Consider the following 17,223-nt stretch of genomic DNA (forward strand, 5'->3'; position numbering starts at 1 on the left):
GAAACGCCAATTAAGACCCCAAACCGTTCAAACCAGAAGGTGCATTGTGGCTCAGTCCAAACTCGATGAAGTTGTATCCCTCGCGAAACGTCGCGGCTTTGTATTCCCCGCCGGCGAAATCTACGGCGGCACCCGTTCCGCATGGGATTACGGCCCCCTCGGCGTCGCTCTCAAAGACAATATCAAGCGCGAATGGTGGCGCTCCATGGTCGTCACCCGTCCTGATGTCGTCGGTGTCGACACTTCCATCATCCTGCCTCCCGAAGTGTGGGTGGCCTCCGGCCACGTGAGCGTGTTCAACGATCCGCTTGTCGAATGCCTCAACTGCCACAAGCGCAACCGCGCCGACAAGCTCGAGGAGTCCTACGCCGAGAAGCACGGCGACACGATGCCGGAGAACGGCATGAAGGACATCGCCTGCCCGAACTGCGGCACCCGTGGCCAGTGGACCGAGCCGCGTGACTTCAACATGATGCTGCGCACCCACCTCGGCCCGGTCGAGGACGAGAACAGCCTGCACTACCTGCGCCCCGAGACCGCGCAGGGCATCTTCGTGGACTTCAAGAACGTGATGACCTCCTCCCGTTCCAAGCCGCCGTTCGGCATCGCCAACATGGGTAAGTCCTTCCGTAACGAGATCACCCCGGGCAACTTCATCTTCCGCACCCGCGAGTTCGAGCAGATGGAGATGGAGTTCTTCGTCGAGCCCGGCACCGACGAGGAATGGCACCAGTACTGGATCGACGCCCGCACCCGCTGGTACATCGACCTCGGCGTCAAGCCGGAGAACCTGCGCCACTACGAGCATCCGAAGGAGAAGCTCTCCCACTACTCCAAGCGCACCGTGGACATCGAATACAAGTTCGGTTTCCAGGGCTCCGACTGGGGCGAGCTCGAAGGCATTGCCAACCGTACTGATTACGACCTGACCGCGCACTCCAAGCACTCCGGCGAGGATCTGTGCTACTTCAACCAGGCCACCGGCGAGAAGTATATCCCGTACGTCATCGAGCCGGCAGCTGGCCTGACCCGCTCCCTGATGTGCTTCCTCGTGGACGCCTATGACGTGGACGAGGCTCCGAACACCAAGGGTGGCGTCGACAAGCGCACCGTGCTGCGCCTCGACCCGCGTCTGGCCCCGGTCAAGGCCGCCGTGCTGCCACTGAGCAAGAAGCCCGAACTGCGGACCGTGGCCCAGAACCTGGCCGATGACCTGCGCTTCAACGAGTGGATGATCGACTACGACGAGTCCGGCGCCATCGGCCGCCGCTACCGCCGTCAGGACGAGATCGGCACCCCGCTGTGCATTACCGTGGACTTCGATACTCTCGAGGACCACGCCGTGACCATCCGTGAGCGTGACACCATGGTCCAGGAGCGCGTCGCTCTCGACAAGGTGGCCGACTATGTGGCCGCCCGCATCGGCGAGAAGCGCACCCGCGTGCCGCTGAAGCCCGTGGAGATGGGTGGCGAAGCCTGGCCTGAGTCCGGCGTTCAGGAAGCCGGCGGCCTGTACTAAAGCCTGATATATCAAGGTGACTGGCTCCCGCTGGCGGGAGCTGGCCGGCGACAGCCGGACTGAGGGTGGTCTTTTCTGCACAAGGAAGACCACCCTCGGTCTCACCTACGGTTTGACAGCTCCCGCCAGCGGGAGCAAGAGCATGGATATGGAAACCACCATCACCGCTATTCACGAGACCAACAACCTCGATCCGCGCACGGACGCTCCATCACGCCCGGAAACGCAGGTACACATTGCCCCGGTTCAGCTCGGCAACATCACCGTGCCGACTCCGGTGGTGCTGTCGCCGATGGCGGGTGTGACCAACTGGCCATTCCGCGTGATCTGTGAGGAATATGGTCCCGACGGTCTCTACGTGGCCGAAATGATTACCGCACGCGCCCTCGTGGCGCGCAACCCCAAGGCTCTGCGCCTGTGCCATTTTGCCAGTAGCGAGAAGATTCGTTCGCTGCAGCTCTACGGTGTGAATCCCTCCATCACCGAACAGGCCGCGAAAATCGTGGTCGATGAAAACATGGCCGACCATGTGGATTTGAACTTCGGCTGCCCGGTGCCCAAAGTCACTCGCCGCGGTGGTGGTTCGGCCTTGCCCTGGAAAACTGACATCTTTACTGAACTCATTCAGCGTGTAGTTGCCGTGTGCGAGCCGGCCGGCATCCCCGTAACCGCAAAGATCCGAGTCGGCATTGATCACGACCATGAGACCTTCCTTGAAGCTGGACATATCGCTCAGGAGGAAGGCTGCAAAGCGGTGACCCTACACGCCCGCACCACCGCCGAATATTACGGCGGCCACTCCGATTGGTCCCGCATCGGAGAGCTCAAGGAACACCTTGATATTCCGGTGTTCGGCAATGGCGATATTTGGGGAGCCGAAGACGCGCTTGAAATGGTGCGTGAGACCGGCTGCGATGGCGTAGCCATCGGACGCGGCTGCCAGGGCCGTCCGTGGCTGTTCGCCAATATCAAGAACGCGTTTGAAGACAATCCTGGACGTCTTAATCCGAACCTCGGCGAGGTTTGTCGGGTAATCCATCATCATGCCGAACTACTGACCCAGTTCTATGAAGGTGATGAAATGATGGCTGTTCATGACCTGCGCAAGCATATTGCCTGGTATCTCAAAGGTTTCCCGGTCGGCGGCAGTACTCGTAAGGCATTCATGGAGTGTGAGAATCTTGCCGACGTGGATCGAGAGATCGGCAAGCTTGATCCCACCATCGAATACCCTCCACGTGTGGTCGACAAGCCGCGTGGCCGTGTACGCTTCGCCAAAAAGGTTCATTTGCCTTACGGCTGGTTGGAATCACGAACCACCACCCATGAGGAGCGCGAAGCGCTTTTTGGCGATGATCCGATGGATGCCAGCTACTGATTGGTTGACAATTTCAAACAAGAAATGCACAACACGCACTTTTCCTCGCGTGAATTTCCCTCCACCAGTATCCTATTTGCGCTACTCTTAGGTGTAACCGTGAAGTGACAGGAGTCAAAACGTGAGCGAGATCGCCCAGACTGAGTTCAACGACAAGACCAATATCAAGGTCGTCGGCGTAGGTGGAGCCGGCGGCAACGCCGTTAACCGTATGATCGCCGAAGGACTGCAGAACGTTGAATTTGTGGCGGTAAACACCGACGCGAAGGATCTTATGCGTTCTGATGCCGACGTGAAAATCTCACTATCCGACAAGTCCAGCCGTGGACTCGGCGCCGGAGCCGACCCGGAGCGCGGTGCCAAGGCCGCTCAGGATCACCAGTCGGATATCGAGGAATCCCTGAAGGGCGCCGACATGGTGTTCGTCACCTGCGGCGAAGGCGGCGGTACCGGTACTGGTGCCAGCCCGATCGTTGCTCGTGCGGCACATCAGCAGGGTGCTCTGACCATTGCCGTGGTGACTCGTCCGTTCGGCTTTGAGGGTCCCCAGCGTGCCGCTTCTGCCGACTACGGCATCGACAATCTGCGTAAGGAAGTTGACGCGCTGATTGTTATTCCGAACGATCGCCTGCTTGAGCTCTCCGATCGCTCCATCGGTATCATCGAGGCGTTCAAAACCGCCGATACCGCGTTGCTTGCCGGTGTGCAGGGCATCACCGACCTCATCTCGATGAATTCCTACATTCACGTGGATTTCTCCGACGTGAACTCCATCCTCCGTGGTGCCGGCACCGCGCTGTTCGGCATCGGTTCCGCGCGGGGCGAGGATCGCGCCACTCAGGCCGCCGAGATCGCCATCAGCTCCCCACTGCTCGAAGAGAGCATCGAGGGTGCACATGGTGCATTGATCAACATCGCCGGCCCGACTGATCTGAAGCTGCAGGAGGCCTCTGCAGCTACCGAACTGGTGCGTAAGGCCATTCATCCGGAGGCACAGATTATCTGGGGTCTCGCTTTGGATGACGCCTATGGCGACGAAGTACGTGTCACGGTTATCGCCGCTGGCTTCGATCCTGTTTCCGCACAGGAGGCGTCTGATCGTCAGACCGTGTCCCCGGTCGTTCCTGCCGACGAGCCCGTCGCTCCGGCGGCAGCTCATCCTGCCGACAATCCGGCTGGTGAAGCGGCTGCCACGGTTCCATCGTATGCGCCCGTTTCCGGCGATTCGACTTCGCTGCCGTTCGATGACTCGACTTCCGAACATCCGGCCATCGCCGTCAATGATCCGGCCGGTGACCTCGATATCCCCGACTTCCTGCGCTGAAAGGACTGATCCATGGCTGGGTTCATGAAGAATGCGATGTCCTATCTGGGCATGAGTGATGTCGTCGATGATGATGACGAGTACTTCGATGAGGAGGATGAGCAGCAGCCTGCGGCCAAGCCGAGTTTCGATTCTGACCACACGGTGACTCCGATCGCGCAGTCGACGGCCAGTCCATCTGCCAAGACTTCTCCTTTCCAGGGTGGTCGCGTCAATCGCATCACCACCATTCATCCCAAGTCTTATGAGGATGCGCAGCTGGTGGGTCGTGCGTTGCGTGATGGTGTGCCGGTCGTCCTTAACCTCACTGGAGTTTCCGAAGCCGTGGCCTACCGTATCGTCGACTTTTCCGCAGGTGTGGTATTTGGCGTGCGAGGCTCGCTCGAACGTGTAACCCCGCGCGTGTTCCTGCTGAGCCCGGCTCAGGTGAACATCAAGGTCGAAGAGCCGACCACTACGGCTTCCGCGCACGATCTATTCGCTAACTAGCAGCACTTCATATTGGCAAGCAGCCAGGGCGACGACCGGTACTCGAGAGAGGCCGGTCGTTATTATTTGCGCTGTCGGCAAATTCTCATACATGCTTGTTAGGGTGACACCATGTTGTCCTTTGTATTCGCCATGATCGGCCGTGTCCTTGCATGGCTGATCAACGCATATATCACTGTTCTGTTCGTGCGCATGATTCTCGACTGGGTCTCCATCCTTGCTCGTAACTGGTATCCGCGAGGTGTGGTGGCTCAGCTCATCAATATCGTGTATTCCGTCACCGAGCCGCCGTTGAGATGGCTGCGTCGCTATATTCGTCCCCTGCCGTTGGGCGCCATTAGTCTGGATATTAGTTTCATAGTGTTGTATTTTGCGCTGGTGGCGCTCGAAAGCGTTGTGCTCATCATCTTTTAGCGCCTTTGAGCAATATTCTTGCGGCGACATACGTGCCGTAAAATCTGCGCAAAATGACTGTAAACGATGGGGTCGTGATAGCATTTTGACTTGATACCAACGTAAGCGCGGGCAATGCCCCAAAGCGAGGTGCAAGATTTATGGCTCTGTTGACGCCGAAAGATATTAGGGAGCACACCTTCCAGACCGTTCGTTTCAAGGAAGGCTACGATGTTGACGAGGTCGATGACTTCCTCGATCAGGTCACCGAAACGGTTGAGGCTCTGGGACGTCAGGCAGTCGCCGGCGGTCAGGCCACTCAGTCTCTGGGTCCTGATGTCAGCAATCTGAATGCTAAGATTTCCGAGCTGTCCGGTCAGGTGCAGAAGCTGCAGGCCGAAAACGCCGATCTGAAGAACGCTGCGGCACAGGCGCAGCCCGGTGCCGAGTCCGACGCTCAGGCCTCCGAACTGGCTGCTGCCAAACTGAGCGAGGCGGAGGAGTCCAACCGTGCTCTGTCTGCGCAGAATGATCAGCTCAAGGGGCAGGTCGATCAGCTCAATGCTCAGATCGACCAGCTGACCGCTCAGGCCGCTCAGGCTACCGGCAACCAGAAGGCTGTTGGCCAGCAGATTGCCGCCATCCAGCAGGAGCGCGATCAGTTCCGTGCGTCCAACGAGGAGCTGTCCCGCAAGCTTGCCGAGGCCCGGCAGCAGGGTGCTGCCGTTGAGCAGCAGGCCGCTCAGATCGCCGACCTCACTCGTCAGCTCGAGGAAGCCAAGCAGCGCGAAAACCAGCTTCGTTCCCAGGTCTCCAAGGTCGAGCCGAGCACCGAAACTGGTTCTCTGCAGAAGATTGCAGGCGCAGCTTCCATGCCGGGCACCGAGCCCGAACGTGCCACCGCAATGCTCACCCTGGCCATGCAGCTGCACGATCAGTACGTGGAGAAGGGCAAGGCCAAGGCGCAGGAAATCACCGAGGCCAGCCAGAACAAGTACACCGAACTGGTGAACAAGGCCAACAGCTACTCTGACCGTACGCGCTCCGAAGCAGATACCTATTCTGATCGTACGCGCTCCGAAGCAGATGCTTATTCTGACCGTACGCGCTCCGAGGCGGATGCATACTCCGACAAGACCCGTGCTGATGCCGACACCTACGCGCAGAACACGCATCAGGATGCCGACTCCTATTCAGCCAAGACTCGTCAGGACGCGGATAACTACTCCAAGACCCAGCACGCTGATGCCGATCAGTATGAGTCCGAAGTTCAGAACCGTGCTGCCGAGTACGACAAGAACACTCGTTCTGCCGCTGACACCTACGCACAGCAGGTGCGCGACAACCTGCAGGCTCAGTCCAAGGTGGTCGAGGGCAACATCCAGAGCCTCAAGCAGTTCGAGACCGAATACCGTGCACGCCTTACCGAGTTCCTCGGCCAGCTTGCCGCTCAGGTTTCCGAATCGAACAACTACGAGAGCCAGACCCAGTCTGAGCCTCAGGCCAACTGAGCGTAGGTAAGTTCATATGATGAACCAACAGGGACGGCTGCGCACCCGCGTGGCCGTTTTTGCATGTGTATCCGCGGTTGCGTTGATTGCTGATCAGCTCACCAAGGCGTGGGCCATGGCCGCGCTGTCTGACGGACAGTCCATCCGAGTTATTCCCGGACTGCTTTCCCTGACTCTGGTTCGCAATCCTGGTGCCTCATTAGGAATGGGATCCGGTGCCACCTGGGTAATCAGTCTGCTGGCCATTGTGGCTTGCGTGGTACTCGTGGTATTGGGCATACGCACGATTTCCACGAAGTGGACCGTGGCACTGTCCTTTGCCTTTGCCGGGGCCTTGGGCAACCTGATTGATCGTGTAATGTACGCCGACGGCTTCCTCAACGGCAAGGTCGTGGATTTTCTGAATTACGGCTGGTCAGTCGGCAATGTGGCGGATGTCTATCTTGTTGTTGCCGCTGTGGTCCTAGTCGTGCTGATTCTCATCGGTGAGCCGTTCTCGCAGAAAGAGCTGGATGAGAAGTCCGCGCACATCGCTGATTCGTCTTCCGATTCGGAGGCAGATGCCGAATAATGAGCCGAATGGTCCCCGCCCCTGATGCACTGATTGGCAAGCGTTTCGATGTGGCAGTCGCGAAGATGCTCGGCATATCGCGTTCCAAGGCCGCCGATCTGATCGACTCCGGTCAGGCTCGCATTCTTGGACGCGAGGTCGCACGTTCCAGTTCCTTAATGGCAGGGGAGACCGTCGAATTCGATTTGGTTGAGAATCATGTCGAACCGGAACCCATCGCGAACGATATGGCCGTGGTCTATGAGGACGATGATGTCGTCGTAGTTGATAAGCCGGTGGGAGTAGCGGCCCATGCTTCAGTCGGATGGTCCGGGCCTACGGTTCTCGGATCGTTGCGCGACCGCGGAGTGCGCATTACTTCCTATGGTGCTGCAGGACGTGAGGGCATAGTCTCGCGGCTTGACGTGGGGACTTCCGGCCTTATGCTGGTATGCAAATCCGAGTTGGCGTACACGGAAATGCGTCGGCAATTCGCGCAGCATGAAGTGAAGAAAACCTATCATGCCCTGGTGCAGGGTGGGTTGAAAGAGGACAAAGCCACCATCGAGGCTCCGATTGGGCGAGCAAAAGTCTCTGATTTTCGATTCTGCATCACTCCAGCAGGAAAGCCGGCCATCACTCATTGGGATGTACTGGAGCGGTTCGGCCACGAGGCCACATTGGTATCCGTGAATCTGGAGACCGGTCGTACCCATCAGATTCGTGTGCATTTCTCTTCCATTGGTCACCCGTTATGCGGAGACCCCATGTATGGTGCCAATCCGGTGCTGTCCGAGGCTCTGGGTCTTGACCGCCAATGGTTGCACGCTATGAAGCTTGAATTCCGCCATCCCCGCACGCGCGTCTGGACTACGGTCGAGTCTCATTACCCTGCTGACTTAGCTGCTGCTCTTGATGTCATGCGCGCTCGTCATACCGAGCCGGTTGAATCGTTGGTGGATTAGCGAATAGTCCTCATGGTTCTTGGTACATCTGCGTCAGGGATTGGCCGGTATCATGCAACATGGTGCGTAAAGACTGTGGTTCGAGAATCTCAATGAAATGCGAATCGGCGTATTGCAATGCCCACCATAATGTGGCTCGTTCGTTGGCCACAATGTGCACGTCGTATTCGGCGTCGCTGATTTGAGTGACGGTAGCCTCGTCGAACCAGTCATATAACGGTTCGAGCGTGCCCTTAATGCGCATGTGAATCGGTACGGCTTTCCCGTTCATCGGGTAAGGGCGTTCGTTCATATGTTGTGTGACGTTGAATGGTGTTCCCGGAACCGGGCTAAAGCTGTCAAGCGTGCGTTTGAGCGAATGATCGGTACTGCTCATCGTCAAGTCGCGGAACCGCTCCACGTGCAGATAGGACAGGCTGTCGTGCTGATGCATGTGGCAAATGAGGTAGTACTTGCTGTTCTTATACATCAGATGATAGGGGTCGACTCGGTATTCCTTGGGGGAGCTGGAACTGTCAAGGCGGGGGACCAGATTGCCATTGATGTCGTACGTGCAGTAGTGGAACCGAATTGTGCGCTCGTGTTCGATGGCATCATTGAGCAGCTCGATGTTGTTGAGGAACTCGGTGTTGTAGTTCTTCGGCGTCGCCAGCTGGTTGAGTCCGCGCAATTGGCCTGACCTGCCCGCGAATGTGTAGATTTTCGCGATAAGATCCTGCAAGTATTCGCCATCCGAATGCGAGAGCGCCGCGCCATCGGCAAGCAGCCGCATCTGGGCCGTGTCAAATACGGGCTCGATATACCATCCGGGCTTGGGGTCAACGCTTTCCGCCTTGGCAAGGTCGCGCCGCTCCAGATGCTCCACCCGGCGTCCGAACGGCTGCATGTCATGCAATGCCTTGAGATGTCCGCGCGCGGTCTTCTCCGAAACGCCGATGCTTTTGCTGATTTCGATGGCGGTCAGCCCATGCTCGCTGTCCGTGCGGGAATCCAGCAGCTCGAGGATTTCGATGACGATTTGCGCGGTGGAAGGTGCTGCGGTTAGTGGCGATGAGCTCATAATAGTCCCTCCTTGGCCAATCGGACGCGCTATAAAAAACGGTAGATAGCTACCGGTAATTGTATCTCAATGGGAAACTGTGCGTAGTCGCTTTCAATATTGCCGAGGACGGGTCTTGACGATGGAAGTATCGGAATGCGCGATGGGAGGCATCACGATGTTGTTTGTACGACTGATTATTCGCCCGAATGTCAAGGTAGGGGGCTGCGGAGCGGTCGTATCTAAAACCGGCCAACTATGACGCTCGCCGGTACATATCTACCGCCGACAAGACCACACGGTAAGGTGGAACGCATGGCTGATTACGGGAAGAACTTCGTGCAACTGCACAACCACACGCACTATTCATTGCTTGATGGTGCGTCGAAGATCCCGGATCTGGCCAAGCGAGCCGCCGAACTTGAGATGCCGGCAGTCGGCATTACCGATCATGGCAACATGCACGGTGCCTATGAGATGTACACCAACTGTGTGGCCAACGGCGTCAAGCCCATCATCGGCATCGAAGCTTACGTGACCCCGGAAACCGCGCGTCAGGACAAGTCCCGTGTGCACTGGGGCACCGAAGCTCAGCGTCGTGATGACGTTTCCGGTGGTGGTCTCATCACCCACCTGACCATGTGGGCGGAAAACGACGAAGGCCTGGTCAACCTCATCAAAGCCTCGTCCGTGGCCAATCTTGAAGGCCGTGTTATGCGCTACCCGCGTATGGATAAAGAAGTGCTGTCCACCTACTCTAAAGGTGTGATCGCGTCCTCCGGATGCCCTTCGGGCATCATCCAGACTCGTCTGCGCCTGGGACAGTTCGACGAGGCATTGCGTGCCGCTGGTGAATTCCAGGACATCTTCGGTAAGGACAATTTCTTTATCGAACTCATGGATCACGGTCTGACAATCGAGAACCAGGTCACCGACGACCTGCTGACCATTGCCAAGAAGCTGGACGCCCCGCTGCTGGCCACCAACGATTCCCATTATGTGCATGCCGAAGATGCCGGCGCACAGGATGCCATGCTGTGCATCAACTCCGGCTCCCGACTGGATGATCCGGATCGATTCAAGTTCGACGGCACCGGCTATTACATCAAAACCGCCGAGGAGATGCGCGAGCTGTTCAAGGATCATCCCGACGCTTGCGACAATACGTTGCTCATTGCCGAACGTTGCAACGTCATGTTCGATGATCACGAGGACGGCGCTTTCATGCCGCAGTTCCCCTGTCCGGAAGGCTGGGATGAGACCTCGCTGTTCCTGAAGAAGGTCGAAGAGGGACTCGAAAAGCGTTATGACGGCAATCCACCGCTGAACGTGCTCAAGCAGGCCGATTATGAGTGCGGTGTGATCTGCCAAATGCAGTTCTGCGGTTACTTCCTCGTCGTGGCCGATTACATCCAATGGGCCAAGGACCACGGCATCATGGTGGGGCCGGGCCGTGGTTCGGCTGCAGGCGCCATGGTCGCCTATTCCATGGGCATCACCGAGCTCGACCCGTTGAAGCACGGTCTGATTTTCGAGAGGTTCCTGAACCCGGAGCGTGTGAGCCTGCCGGATATCGATGTCGACTTCGATCCTGAAGGCCGTGCCCGAGTCATCGAATACTGCGGTGAAAAATACGGCACCGACAAGGTTGCCCAATGCGTGATCTACGGCACCATCAAAACCAAGCAGGCGCTGAAGGACTCCGCCCGCATCATGGGTTATGAATTCTCGGTTGGAGAAAAAGTCACTAAGGCCTTGCCCCCGGCGGCCACCGGCGGCAAGGACATTAGCCTGCATGATATTTTCGACCCTTCGGCCAAACGATATGCCGAGGCCAGGGAATTCCGCGAGATGTACGATTCCGACCCCGATGCCAAGCGCATTACTGAGGAGGCCAAAGGTATCGAAGGCCTGATTCGTCAGACCGGTGTGCATGCGTGCGCCACCATCATGGGTAGCGCACCCATCACCGATACCTCGCCATTGCTGGAACGTACCGATGGCACCATCACCACCACCTTCGAATACCACACCTGCGAAACGTTGGGTCTGGTCAAGATGGACTTCCTTGGCCTGTCCAACTTGACGGTAATCCACGACACCCTGAAGAATATCGAAGCCAACGGCAAGCCCGCTATCGACTACACCAAGATTCCGCTTGATGATGCGGAAACCTACAAGCTGATGGCCCGAGGCGACACCTTGGGTGTGTTCCAGCTTGATTCCGACGGTATGCGCTCGCTGCTGAAAACGCTGAAGCCTGATAATTTCAACGATATTTCTGCACTTATCGCCCTGTACCGACCGGGCCCAATGAGTATGGATTCGCACACCAACTACGCCAAGCGTAAGAATGGTCTGCAGAAGATTACACCTATTCACCCCGAACTCGAGGAGCCGCTCAAGCAGGTGCTCGATGAGACCTATGGTCTGATCATCTATCAGGAGCAGGTGCAGTCCGCCGCACGAATCCTGGCAGGCTATTCGCTGGGCAAGGCAGACGTGCTGCGTCGAGCCATGGGTAAGAAGAAGCCCGAAGTGTTGGCCAAGGAAAAGGTGCCATTCTTTGCAGGCATGAAGGAGCACGGATACTCCGAGGAAGCGGCGAATGCCGTGTGGGATATTCTGGTGCCGTTCTCCGGTTACGCTTTCAATAAAGCGCACTCCGCCGCATATGGTCTGATTTCCTATTGGACCGCTTATCTGAAAACCCACTATCCGGTCGAGTTCATGGCCGCCCTGTTGCAGGGTGCCGCCACCAACAAAGACAAGACCGCACTGTATCTGGGCGAAGCGCGCCGCATGGGCATCCAGGTGCTGTCCCCGGATGTCAATGAATCGGTTTACGCGTACTCCGCAGTAGGAGACGTCGTCCGATTTGGCCTTGGTGCCATCCGTAACGTGGGCGATAAGGCAGTGGCCGACATCATTGCCGAGCGCGAAGGACCGCGCGGCAAGTTCGTGAACTTCATGGACTTCATTCGGCGTGTGCCTCTGACCGCGCTCAACCGGCGACTGGTCGAATCGCTGATCAAGGCCGGTGCCTTCGATTCGATTGACCCGAACCGCCGCGCATTGTTCACTGTCCACGAGGCCGCCATTGATTCAGTGGTCAGTCTCAAGCGTAAGCAGGCCGAAGGTCAGTTCGACCTGTTCTCCGATGCGGACGATGGGGGAGCGGAAGCCATGGGCGACGCCTCTGTCACCGTGCCGGATATCGAGGAATGGGACAAGAAAACAAAGCTCAACTTTGAACGAGAAATGCTGGGTCTCTATGTTTCCGACCACCCGCTTTCCGGTATGCAGTCGATACTGGCCTCCCTGCGTGAAATGTCCATTGCACATCTGATCGATCGAGCCAAGACCATGGGTGAGGGGCAGCAGGTCACCTTGGCCGGTCTAATCACCGGCGTGGATCGCCGTGTGTCCAAGAAGGGCAACCCATGGGCCATTGTGACCATTGAAGACATGGAAAGTTCTATCCAATGCATGTTCTTCGGTAAGGTCTACGAGGCCGCTGCCGCCGAGCTGGCCGTGGATGCCATCGTGCAGATACGAGGCCAGGTGGAACTGCGCGATGAGACCGTTTCCATGCGTGCCACCGAGCTGCAGGTGCCCACTCTGGAATCCGAGGACGAGCGCCCGCTGACCATCACATTGCCGCACGCGGCTTTGGATCGTCAACATATGATGCAACTCGGGCAAGTGCTCACCAACCATCCCGGCTATTGCGAGGTGCACTTGGCGGTGATGGACAAGAAAGGCAATGCGCAGGTGCTGACATTCGGCGATCGGTTCCGCGTCAAACGAGATACTTCACTGTTTGCTGAGATCAAGATTCTCTTCGGCCCCAGCTGTCTCCCCGCTGCCTAAGCTTAAGAGGCATGACGGCCGATGATGAACAACAGTGGATTGCTGAAACGCTGACGCGTTTGCAGCATTCGGCATTTCGTGCCAAGTTCGTGCTGACCGACAAAGACCGTGCCTACGCTCGGGTCAAAGGTAAAGCGACCATCGATCGGCATGCGCATGAAATGCTGCGTGAGCGGGTAGGTGCGGCCGAGCCGAAAAATGATGGCAAACAAACACCGTGGCGTGGTCATCCAGTATTCACCTCCCAGCATGCCACCGCCACATGCTGCCGGGGATGCATCGAAAAATGGCATCACATACCCAAAGGGCGTGAACTGACGGAAGCGGAAGTGAACCGTTTGGCAGATCTCGTCATGGCATGGATTGAACGCGATCTCATCAATCATCCAGCACGATAATTCGGCGCAATAGTGCAGATCATTTCCTTTCCAAACGGTTGCGGATGCCTACAATGAGGTCGGCATAGGAACCGCTCTGAGGAGGAACATATGACTCAGGTATTGCAATCGCCGGGAATCACCTTGCAGAACAAGGCTCACACTGTTATTCCACAAATCGGATTCGGCACATTCCAGATTCCGCCCGAAGATACGCAGCGGGCCGTCGAAGAAGCGTTGGAAATCGGTTACCGTCACATCGATACTGCAGCCGCTTACTACAACGAGGAACAAGTCGGCGATGCATTACGCGCTACTGGCATGGCCAACAAAGTATGGGTGACCACCAAATTGCGCAACTGCGATCAAGGCTATGATCCGGCACGCATCGCGTTCGAGGAATCCCGTCGCAAGCTGGGCGTGGATGTAGTCGACATGTACCTGATTCATTGGCCATTGCCCGCAGTCGATCTCTACAAGGAGACATGGAAGGCGCTACTCAAACTGCAAGAGGAAGGTGCTATCCGCGTGGCTGGCGTCAGTAACTTCCTTCCCGAGCATCTTCAGGCTGTTATCGATGATTCCGGCGAAACCCCAACGGTGAACCAAATCGAAGTGCACCCGCGTTTCAGTCAGCCGGATAATCTCGCCTTCTGCAAGGCACATGGCATCGCCGTTGAAGCGTATAGCCCGCTCGGCCACGGCAAGGACATCGAATCCGAGCCGGTTGTCTCTGCGGCCGAGGCCCACAACGTCACGCCCGCACAGGTGGTATTGCGTTGGCATACGCAAGAAGGTCGCATCATCATCCCGAAGTCCAAGCACGTCGAACGTATGAAGTCCAATCTGGCCAGTGCCAGTTTCGACCTGACTGCCACGGAACTTGCTGCCATCGATGCCCTGCACGATCCGAAGGGCAATGTGAGTGCCGACCCCGCCACCTTCGTGCAGTCTCAGTCCTGGGCCAACCAGCACTCGCGCGGCAATATCTGATTCGTCACATAAGCCGAATGCGCAGGGCGAACGTCAATGGCAAAGCCCGTTAATGTAATCCACAAACAAATGCAGCAGAACGCCGGACACTGCCTATGGCGTGTCCGGCAATAACGCGACAAGATATCTGTACAGAAGAGTTGATGGATTGTCAATTCATCCCCAAGGAGGCGGAACATGTACTACAGCAGCGGCAACTATGAGGCGTTTGCCCGTCCGAAGAAGCCAGCCGGCGTAGACAGCAAGCATGCATATATCATCGGCACCGGTCTGGCGGCCTTGTCTTCGGCCTGTTACCTGGTGCGTGACGGCCAGATGCCAGGCGATCATATTCATATTCTCGAAAAGGATCCCGTACCGGGAGGAGCCTGCGATGGTCTCGATATTCCTGGTCTCGGTTATGTGATGCGCGGCGGCCGCGAAATGGACAATCATTTCGAGGTCATGTGGGATCTCTTCCGTTCGATTCCCTCCATCGAGACCGAGGGAGTCAGCGTGCTCGACGAATACTATTGGCTCAACAAGGAAGATCCGAATTACTCGCTATGCCGCGCCACCAAAGATCTCGGCAAGGATGCCGGACTCAAGGGCAAATTCGGATTGTCTGACAAGGCTTCCATGGAAATCATGAAGCTGTTCTTCACTCCGGACGAGGACCTGTATGACAAGCCGATCACCGATTTCTTCGATGACGAGGTGCTGAACTCCAACTTCTGGCTGTACTGGCGTACCATGTTCGCTTTTGAGAATTGGCATTCAGCGTTGGAAATGAAGCTGTACATCAAGCGCTACATTCATCACATCGGCGGCTTGCCGGACTTCTCCGCACTGCGATTCACCCGCTACAACCAGTACGAGTCGATGATTCTGCCAATGGTCAAATATCTGGAATCTCATGGCGTGGAATTCCGATACAACACCAAGGTCGAGAACGTCGAATTCGCCATCGGTGGGGGAGACGGCCCCAAGCGCGAGCATACTGGCGTCGGACAAGACACCATCCAGAAAATCCAGGCCACTTCCGGTTTCTTCAAGCGCAATCCAGCCAGCACCCCCACCAAGAAGCTCGCCGTACGCATCGATGTCAGCCAGGAAGGGGAGAAGTCCTCTATCGATCTGACGGAAAACGATTTGGTGTTCATCACCAACGGCGGCTGCGTGGAGAACTCCACTATGGGTTCGCAGAATTCGCCCGCCGCATGGAATCCGGATCTGAAGCCAGGCGGCGGCTGGGATATGTGGAGGCGTATCGCCGAACAGGATCCGAGCTTCGGTCATCCGGAAAAGTTCTGTTCCGACCCGAACGCCACCAAGTGGATGAGCGCCACTGTTACCACTTTGGATGATGAGATTCCTCCGTATATTCAGAAGATATGCAAGCGCGATCCGTTCTCCGGCAAGGTCGTCACCGGCGGCATCGTCACTGTGCAGGATTCTAACTGGCTGATGAGCTGGACGCTCAATCGTCAACAGCAGTTCCGCGATCAGCCCAAGAATCAGCTGTGCGTATGGGTCTATGGCCTATTCCCGGACAAGCCGGGCAACTATGTGAAGAAGCCGATGACCGAATGCACCGGCGAGGAAATCTGTGAGGAGTGGCTCTACCACATGGGCGTACCGACCGACAAGATCGAGCCGCTTGCCAAACATCATGCCAATACCGTGCCGGTGATGATGCCATACATCACTGCATTCTTCATGCCTCGCGCGGCCGGCGACCGCCCGGACGTGGTGCCCGATGGCGCCGTGAACTTCGCATTCCTCGGCCAGTTCGCCGAAACTCCACGCGATACGATCTTCACAACCGAATACTCCATGCGTACCGGTATGGAAGCCGTCTATACGCTGCTCGGAGTGGATCGTGGCGTGCCTGAAGTGTGGGGCAGCGTCTATGACGTACGCAACCTGCTCAACGCCACCGTCAACCTGCGCGACGGCGCACCGGTGACGGATATGAAGCTCAACTTCATTGAAAAGGCCGTGGTCAAGAAGGTGCTTAAGAAGCTCGATGGCACGGATATTGCCACCCTGCTACGCGAATACCATGTGATCTGAATTGATTCGGCTCCCGTTCCGCCCTGTGCGGGAGGGAGCCGTTCGCATAATCGGGCTGTGGAGAATTGAACATGGAATGAACTATTGCGACACGCCGATGAACTTTTGATTTTGCTCCATTATGCAGAGAAAAGCTGGCGTATTGTGATGGTGAAGGTGTGATGTAAGCCATTTTCGACACGCCGATAGAACGCCGTCGTTGCAACGATTGTGGCGTGTTTTGTTGTGCCCGATTTGCATGAATCCATGTGCTCGTGTAAGTTATTCACCTGTTGCCGCTCAGCGCAACGGGGTTCCCCTCCTGGAGAGGATGCGGGGTTTCGTGTGCTGGTGTGGTGGTGGTTTGAGAACTCAAGAGCGTGTTTGTACTACTTCTTTATAGTCAATGATTGCCAGTTCATTCCTCGCCTGATTGCCTGTTGTGGTGGTCGGGTACCCGGGAGGGTTTGATGAGGGGTGAGGTTTTTTGAGGGCGTCCTTCCTTAAGGACGTGCTCGTCGATTTTTGTTTTGTGAGTCATCTGTTCGGATGCTTTTCATGAAGTTTTTTTGTGGAGGGTTCGATTCTGGCTCAGGATGAACGCTGGCGGCGTGCTTAACACATGCAAGTCGAACGGGATCCATCGGGCTTTGCCTGGTGGTGAGAGTGGCGAACGGGTGAGTAATGCGTGACCGACCTGCCCCATGCACCGGAATAGCTCCTGGAAACGGGTGGTAATGCCGGATGCTCCAGTTGATCGCATGGTCTTCTGGGAAAG

General features: G+C 56.9%; 13 protein-coding genes and 1 rRNA gene. 13 read left to right on the forward strand and 1 reads right to left on the reverse strand.

Features of this window, described 5'->3' with window-relative positions; genetic code table 11:
* The first annotated feature begins 46 nt into the window (after positions 1 to 46).
* The 8 genes from NBH12_RS09635 (at position 47) to NBH12_RS09670 (ending at position 8,129) form a co-directional block, all read left to right on the forward strand.
* Positions 47 to 1,519: a glycine--tRNA ligase gene (locus NBH12_RS09635; protein WP_065471539.1), complete on the forward strand. Its 1,473-nt coding sequence runs from the start codon at positions 47 to 49 to the stop codon at positions 1,517 to 1,519.
* Positions 1,520 to 1,661: 142 nt separating this feature from the next.
* Positions 1,662 to 2,897, forward strand: coding sequence for a tRNA dihydrouridine synthase DusB (gene dusB / locus NBH12_RS09640; RefSeq protein ID WP_081293900.1), 1,236 nt, complete (start codon positions 1,662 to 1,664; stop codon positions 2,895 to 2,897).
* Between the two features lie 121 nt (positions 2,898 to 3,018).
* Positions 3,019 to 4,221: a cell division protein FtsZ gene (ftsZ, locus tag NBH12_RS09645; protein ID WP_003833441.1), complete on the forward strand. Its 1,203-nt coding sequence runs from the start codon at positions 3,019 to 3,021 to the stop codon at positions 4,219 to 4,221.
* Positions 4,222 to 4,233: 12 nt separating this feature from the next.
* Positions 4,234 to 4,710, forward strand: coding sequence for a cell division protein SepF (locus NBH12_RS09650; protein ID WP_052829452.1), 477 nt, complete (start codon positions 4,234 to 4,236; stop codon positions 4,708 to 4,710).
* Positions 4,711 to 4,821: 111 nt separating this feature from the next.
* Positions 4,822 to 5,124 (forward strand): YggT family protein, encoded by a 303-nt coding sequence (locus NBH12_RS09655; RefSeq protein ID WP_003830366.1) that lies wholly within the window; start codon positions 4,822 to 4,824, stop codon positions 5,122 to 5,124.
* A gap of 140 nt (positions 5,125 to 5,264) precedes the next feature.
* Complete coding sequence (locus tag NBH12_RS09660) at positions 5,265 to 6,614, forward strand: DivIVA domain-containing protein (RefSeq protein ID WP_250819423.1); 1,350 nt, start codon at positions 5,265 to 5,267, stop codon at positions 6,612 to 6,614.
* A 16-nt stretch (positions 6,615 to 6,630) separates the two neighbouring features.
* Positions 6,631 to 7,185 carry a signal peptidase II gene (gene lspA, locus NBH12_RS09665; RefSeq protein ID WP_250819424.1) on the forward strand — a complete coding sequence of 185 codons (555 nt, stop codon included), beginning with the start codon at positions 6,631 to 6,633 and terminating at the stop codon, positions 7,183 to 7,185.
* On the forward strand, positions 7,185 to 8,129 hold the full coding sequence (locus NBH12_RS09670) for an RluA family pseudouridine synthase (protein WP_250819425.1): 945 nt from the start codon (positions 7,185 to 7,187) through the stop codon (positions 8,127 to 8,129). Before lspA ends, NBH12_RS09670 begins: the two co-directional genes overlap by 1 nt.
* Before the next feature lie 10 nt (positions 8,130 to 8,139).
* Here the strand turns inward: NBH12_RS09670 and NBH12_RS09675 are convergent, their stop codons facing one another.
* The gene (locus NBH12_RS09675) at positions 8,140 to 9,189 is read right to left on the reverse strand and encodes a helix-turn-helix transcriptional regulator (protein WP_065453726.1); all 1,050 of its coding nucleotides are present in this window, start codon (positions 9,187 to 9,189) and stop codon (positions 8,140 to 8,142) included.
* A gap of 294 nt (positions 9,190 to 9,483) precedes the next feature.
* On the opposite strand from NBH12_RS09675, the gene dnaE reads away from it, so the two are divergent.
* The 5 genes from dnaE to NBH12_RS09700 all read left to right on the forward strand — a co-directional run.
* Complete coding sequence (dnaE, locus tag NBH12_RS09680; protein WP_003833440.1) at positions 9,484 to 13,041, forward strand: DNA polymerase III subunit alpha; 3,558 nt, start codon at positions 9,484 to 9,486, stop codon at positions 13,039 to 13,041.
* A gap of 11 nt (positions 13,042 to 13,052) precedes the next feature.
* On the forward strand, positions 13,053 to 13,439 hold the full coding sequence (locus NBH12_RS09685) for a DUF4186 domain-containing protein (protein ID WP_003830380.1): 387 nt from the start codon (positions 13,053 to 13,055) through the stop codon (positions 13,437 to 13,439).
* 90 nt (positions 13,440 to 13,529) lie between these two features.
* Positions 13,530 to 14,411: an aldo/keto reductase gene (locus NBH12_RS09690; protein WP_250819426.1), complete on the forward strand. Its 882-nt coding sequence runs from the start codon at positions 13,530 to 13,532 to the stop codon at positions 14,409 to 14,411.
* Between the two features lie 177 nt (positions 14,412 to 14,588).
* Complete coding sequence (locus NBH12_RS09695) at positions 14,589 to 16,466, forward strand: oleate hydratase (RefSeq protein WP_250819427.1); 1,878 nt, start codon at positions 14,589 to 14,591, stop codon at positions 16,464 to 16,466.
* 547 nt (positions 16,467 to 17,013) lie between these two features.
* Positions 17,014 to 17,223, forward strand: a 16S ribosomal RNA gene (locus NBH12_RS09700); the annotation flags it as partial.

The organism is Bifidobacterium sp. M3-N-101 (genome assembly GCF_023656805.1).
GTDB classification, from domain to species: Bacteria; Actinomycetota; Actinomycetes; order Actinomycetales; family Bifidobacteriaceae; genus Bifidobacterium; species Bifidobacterium breve.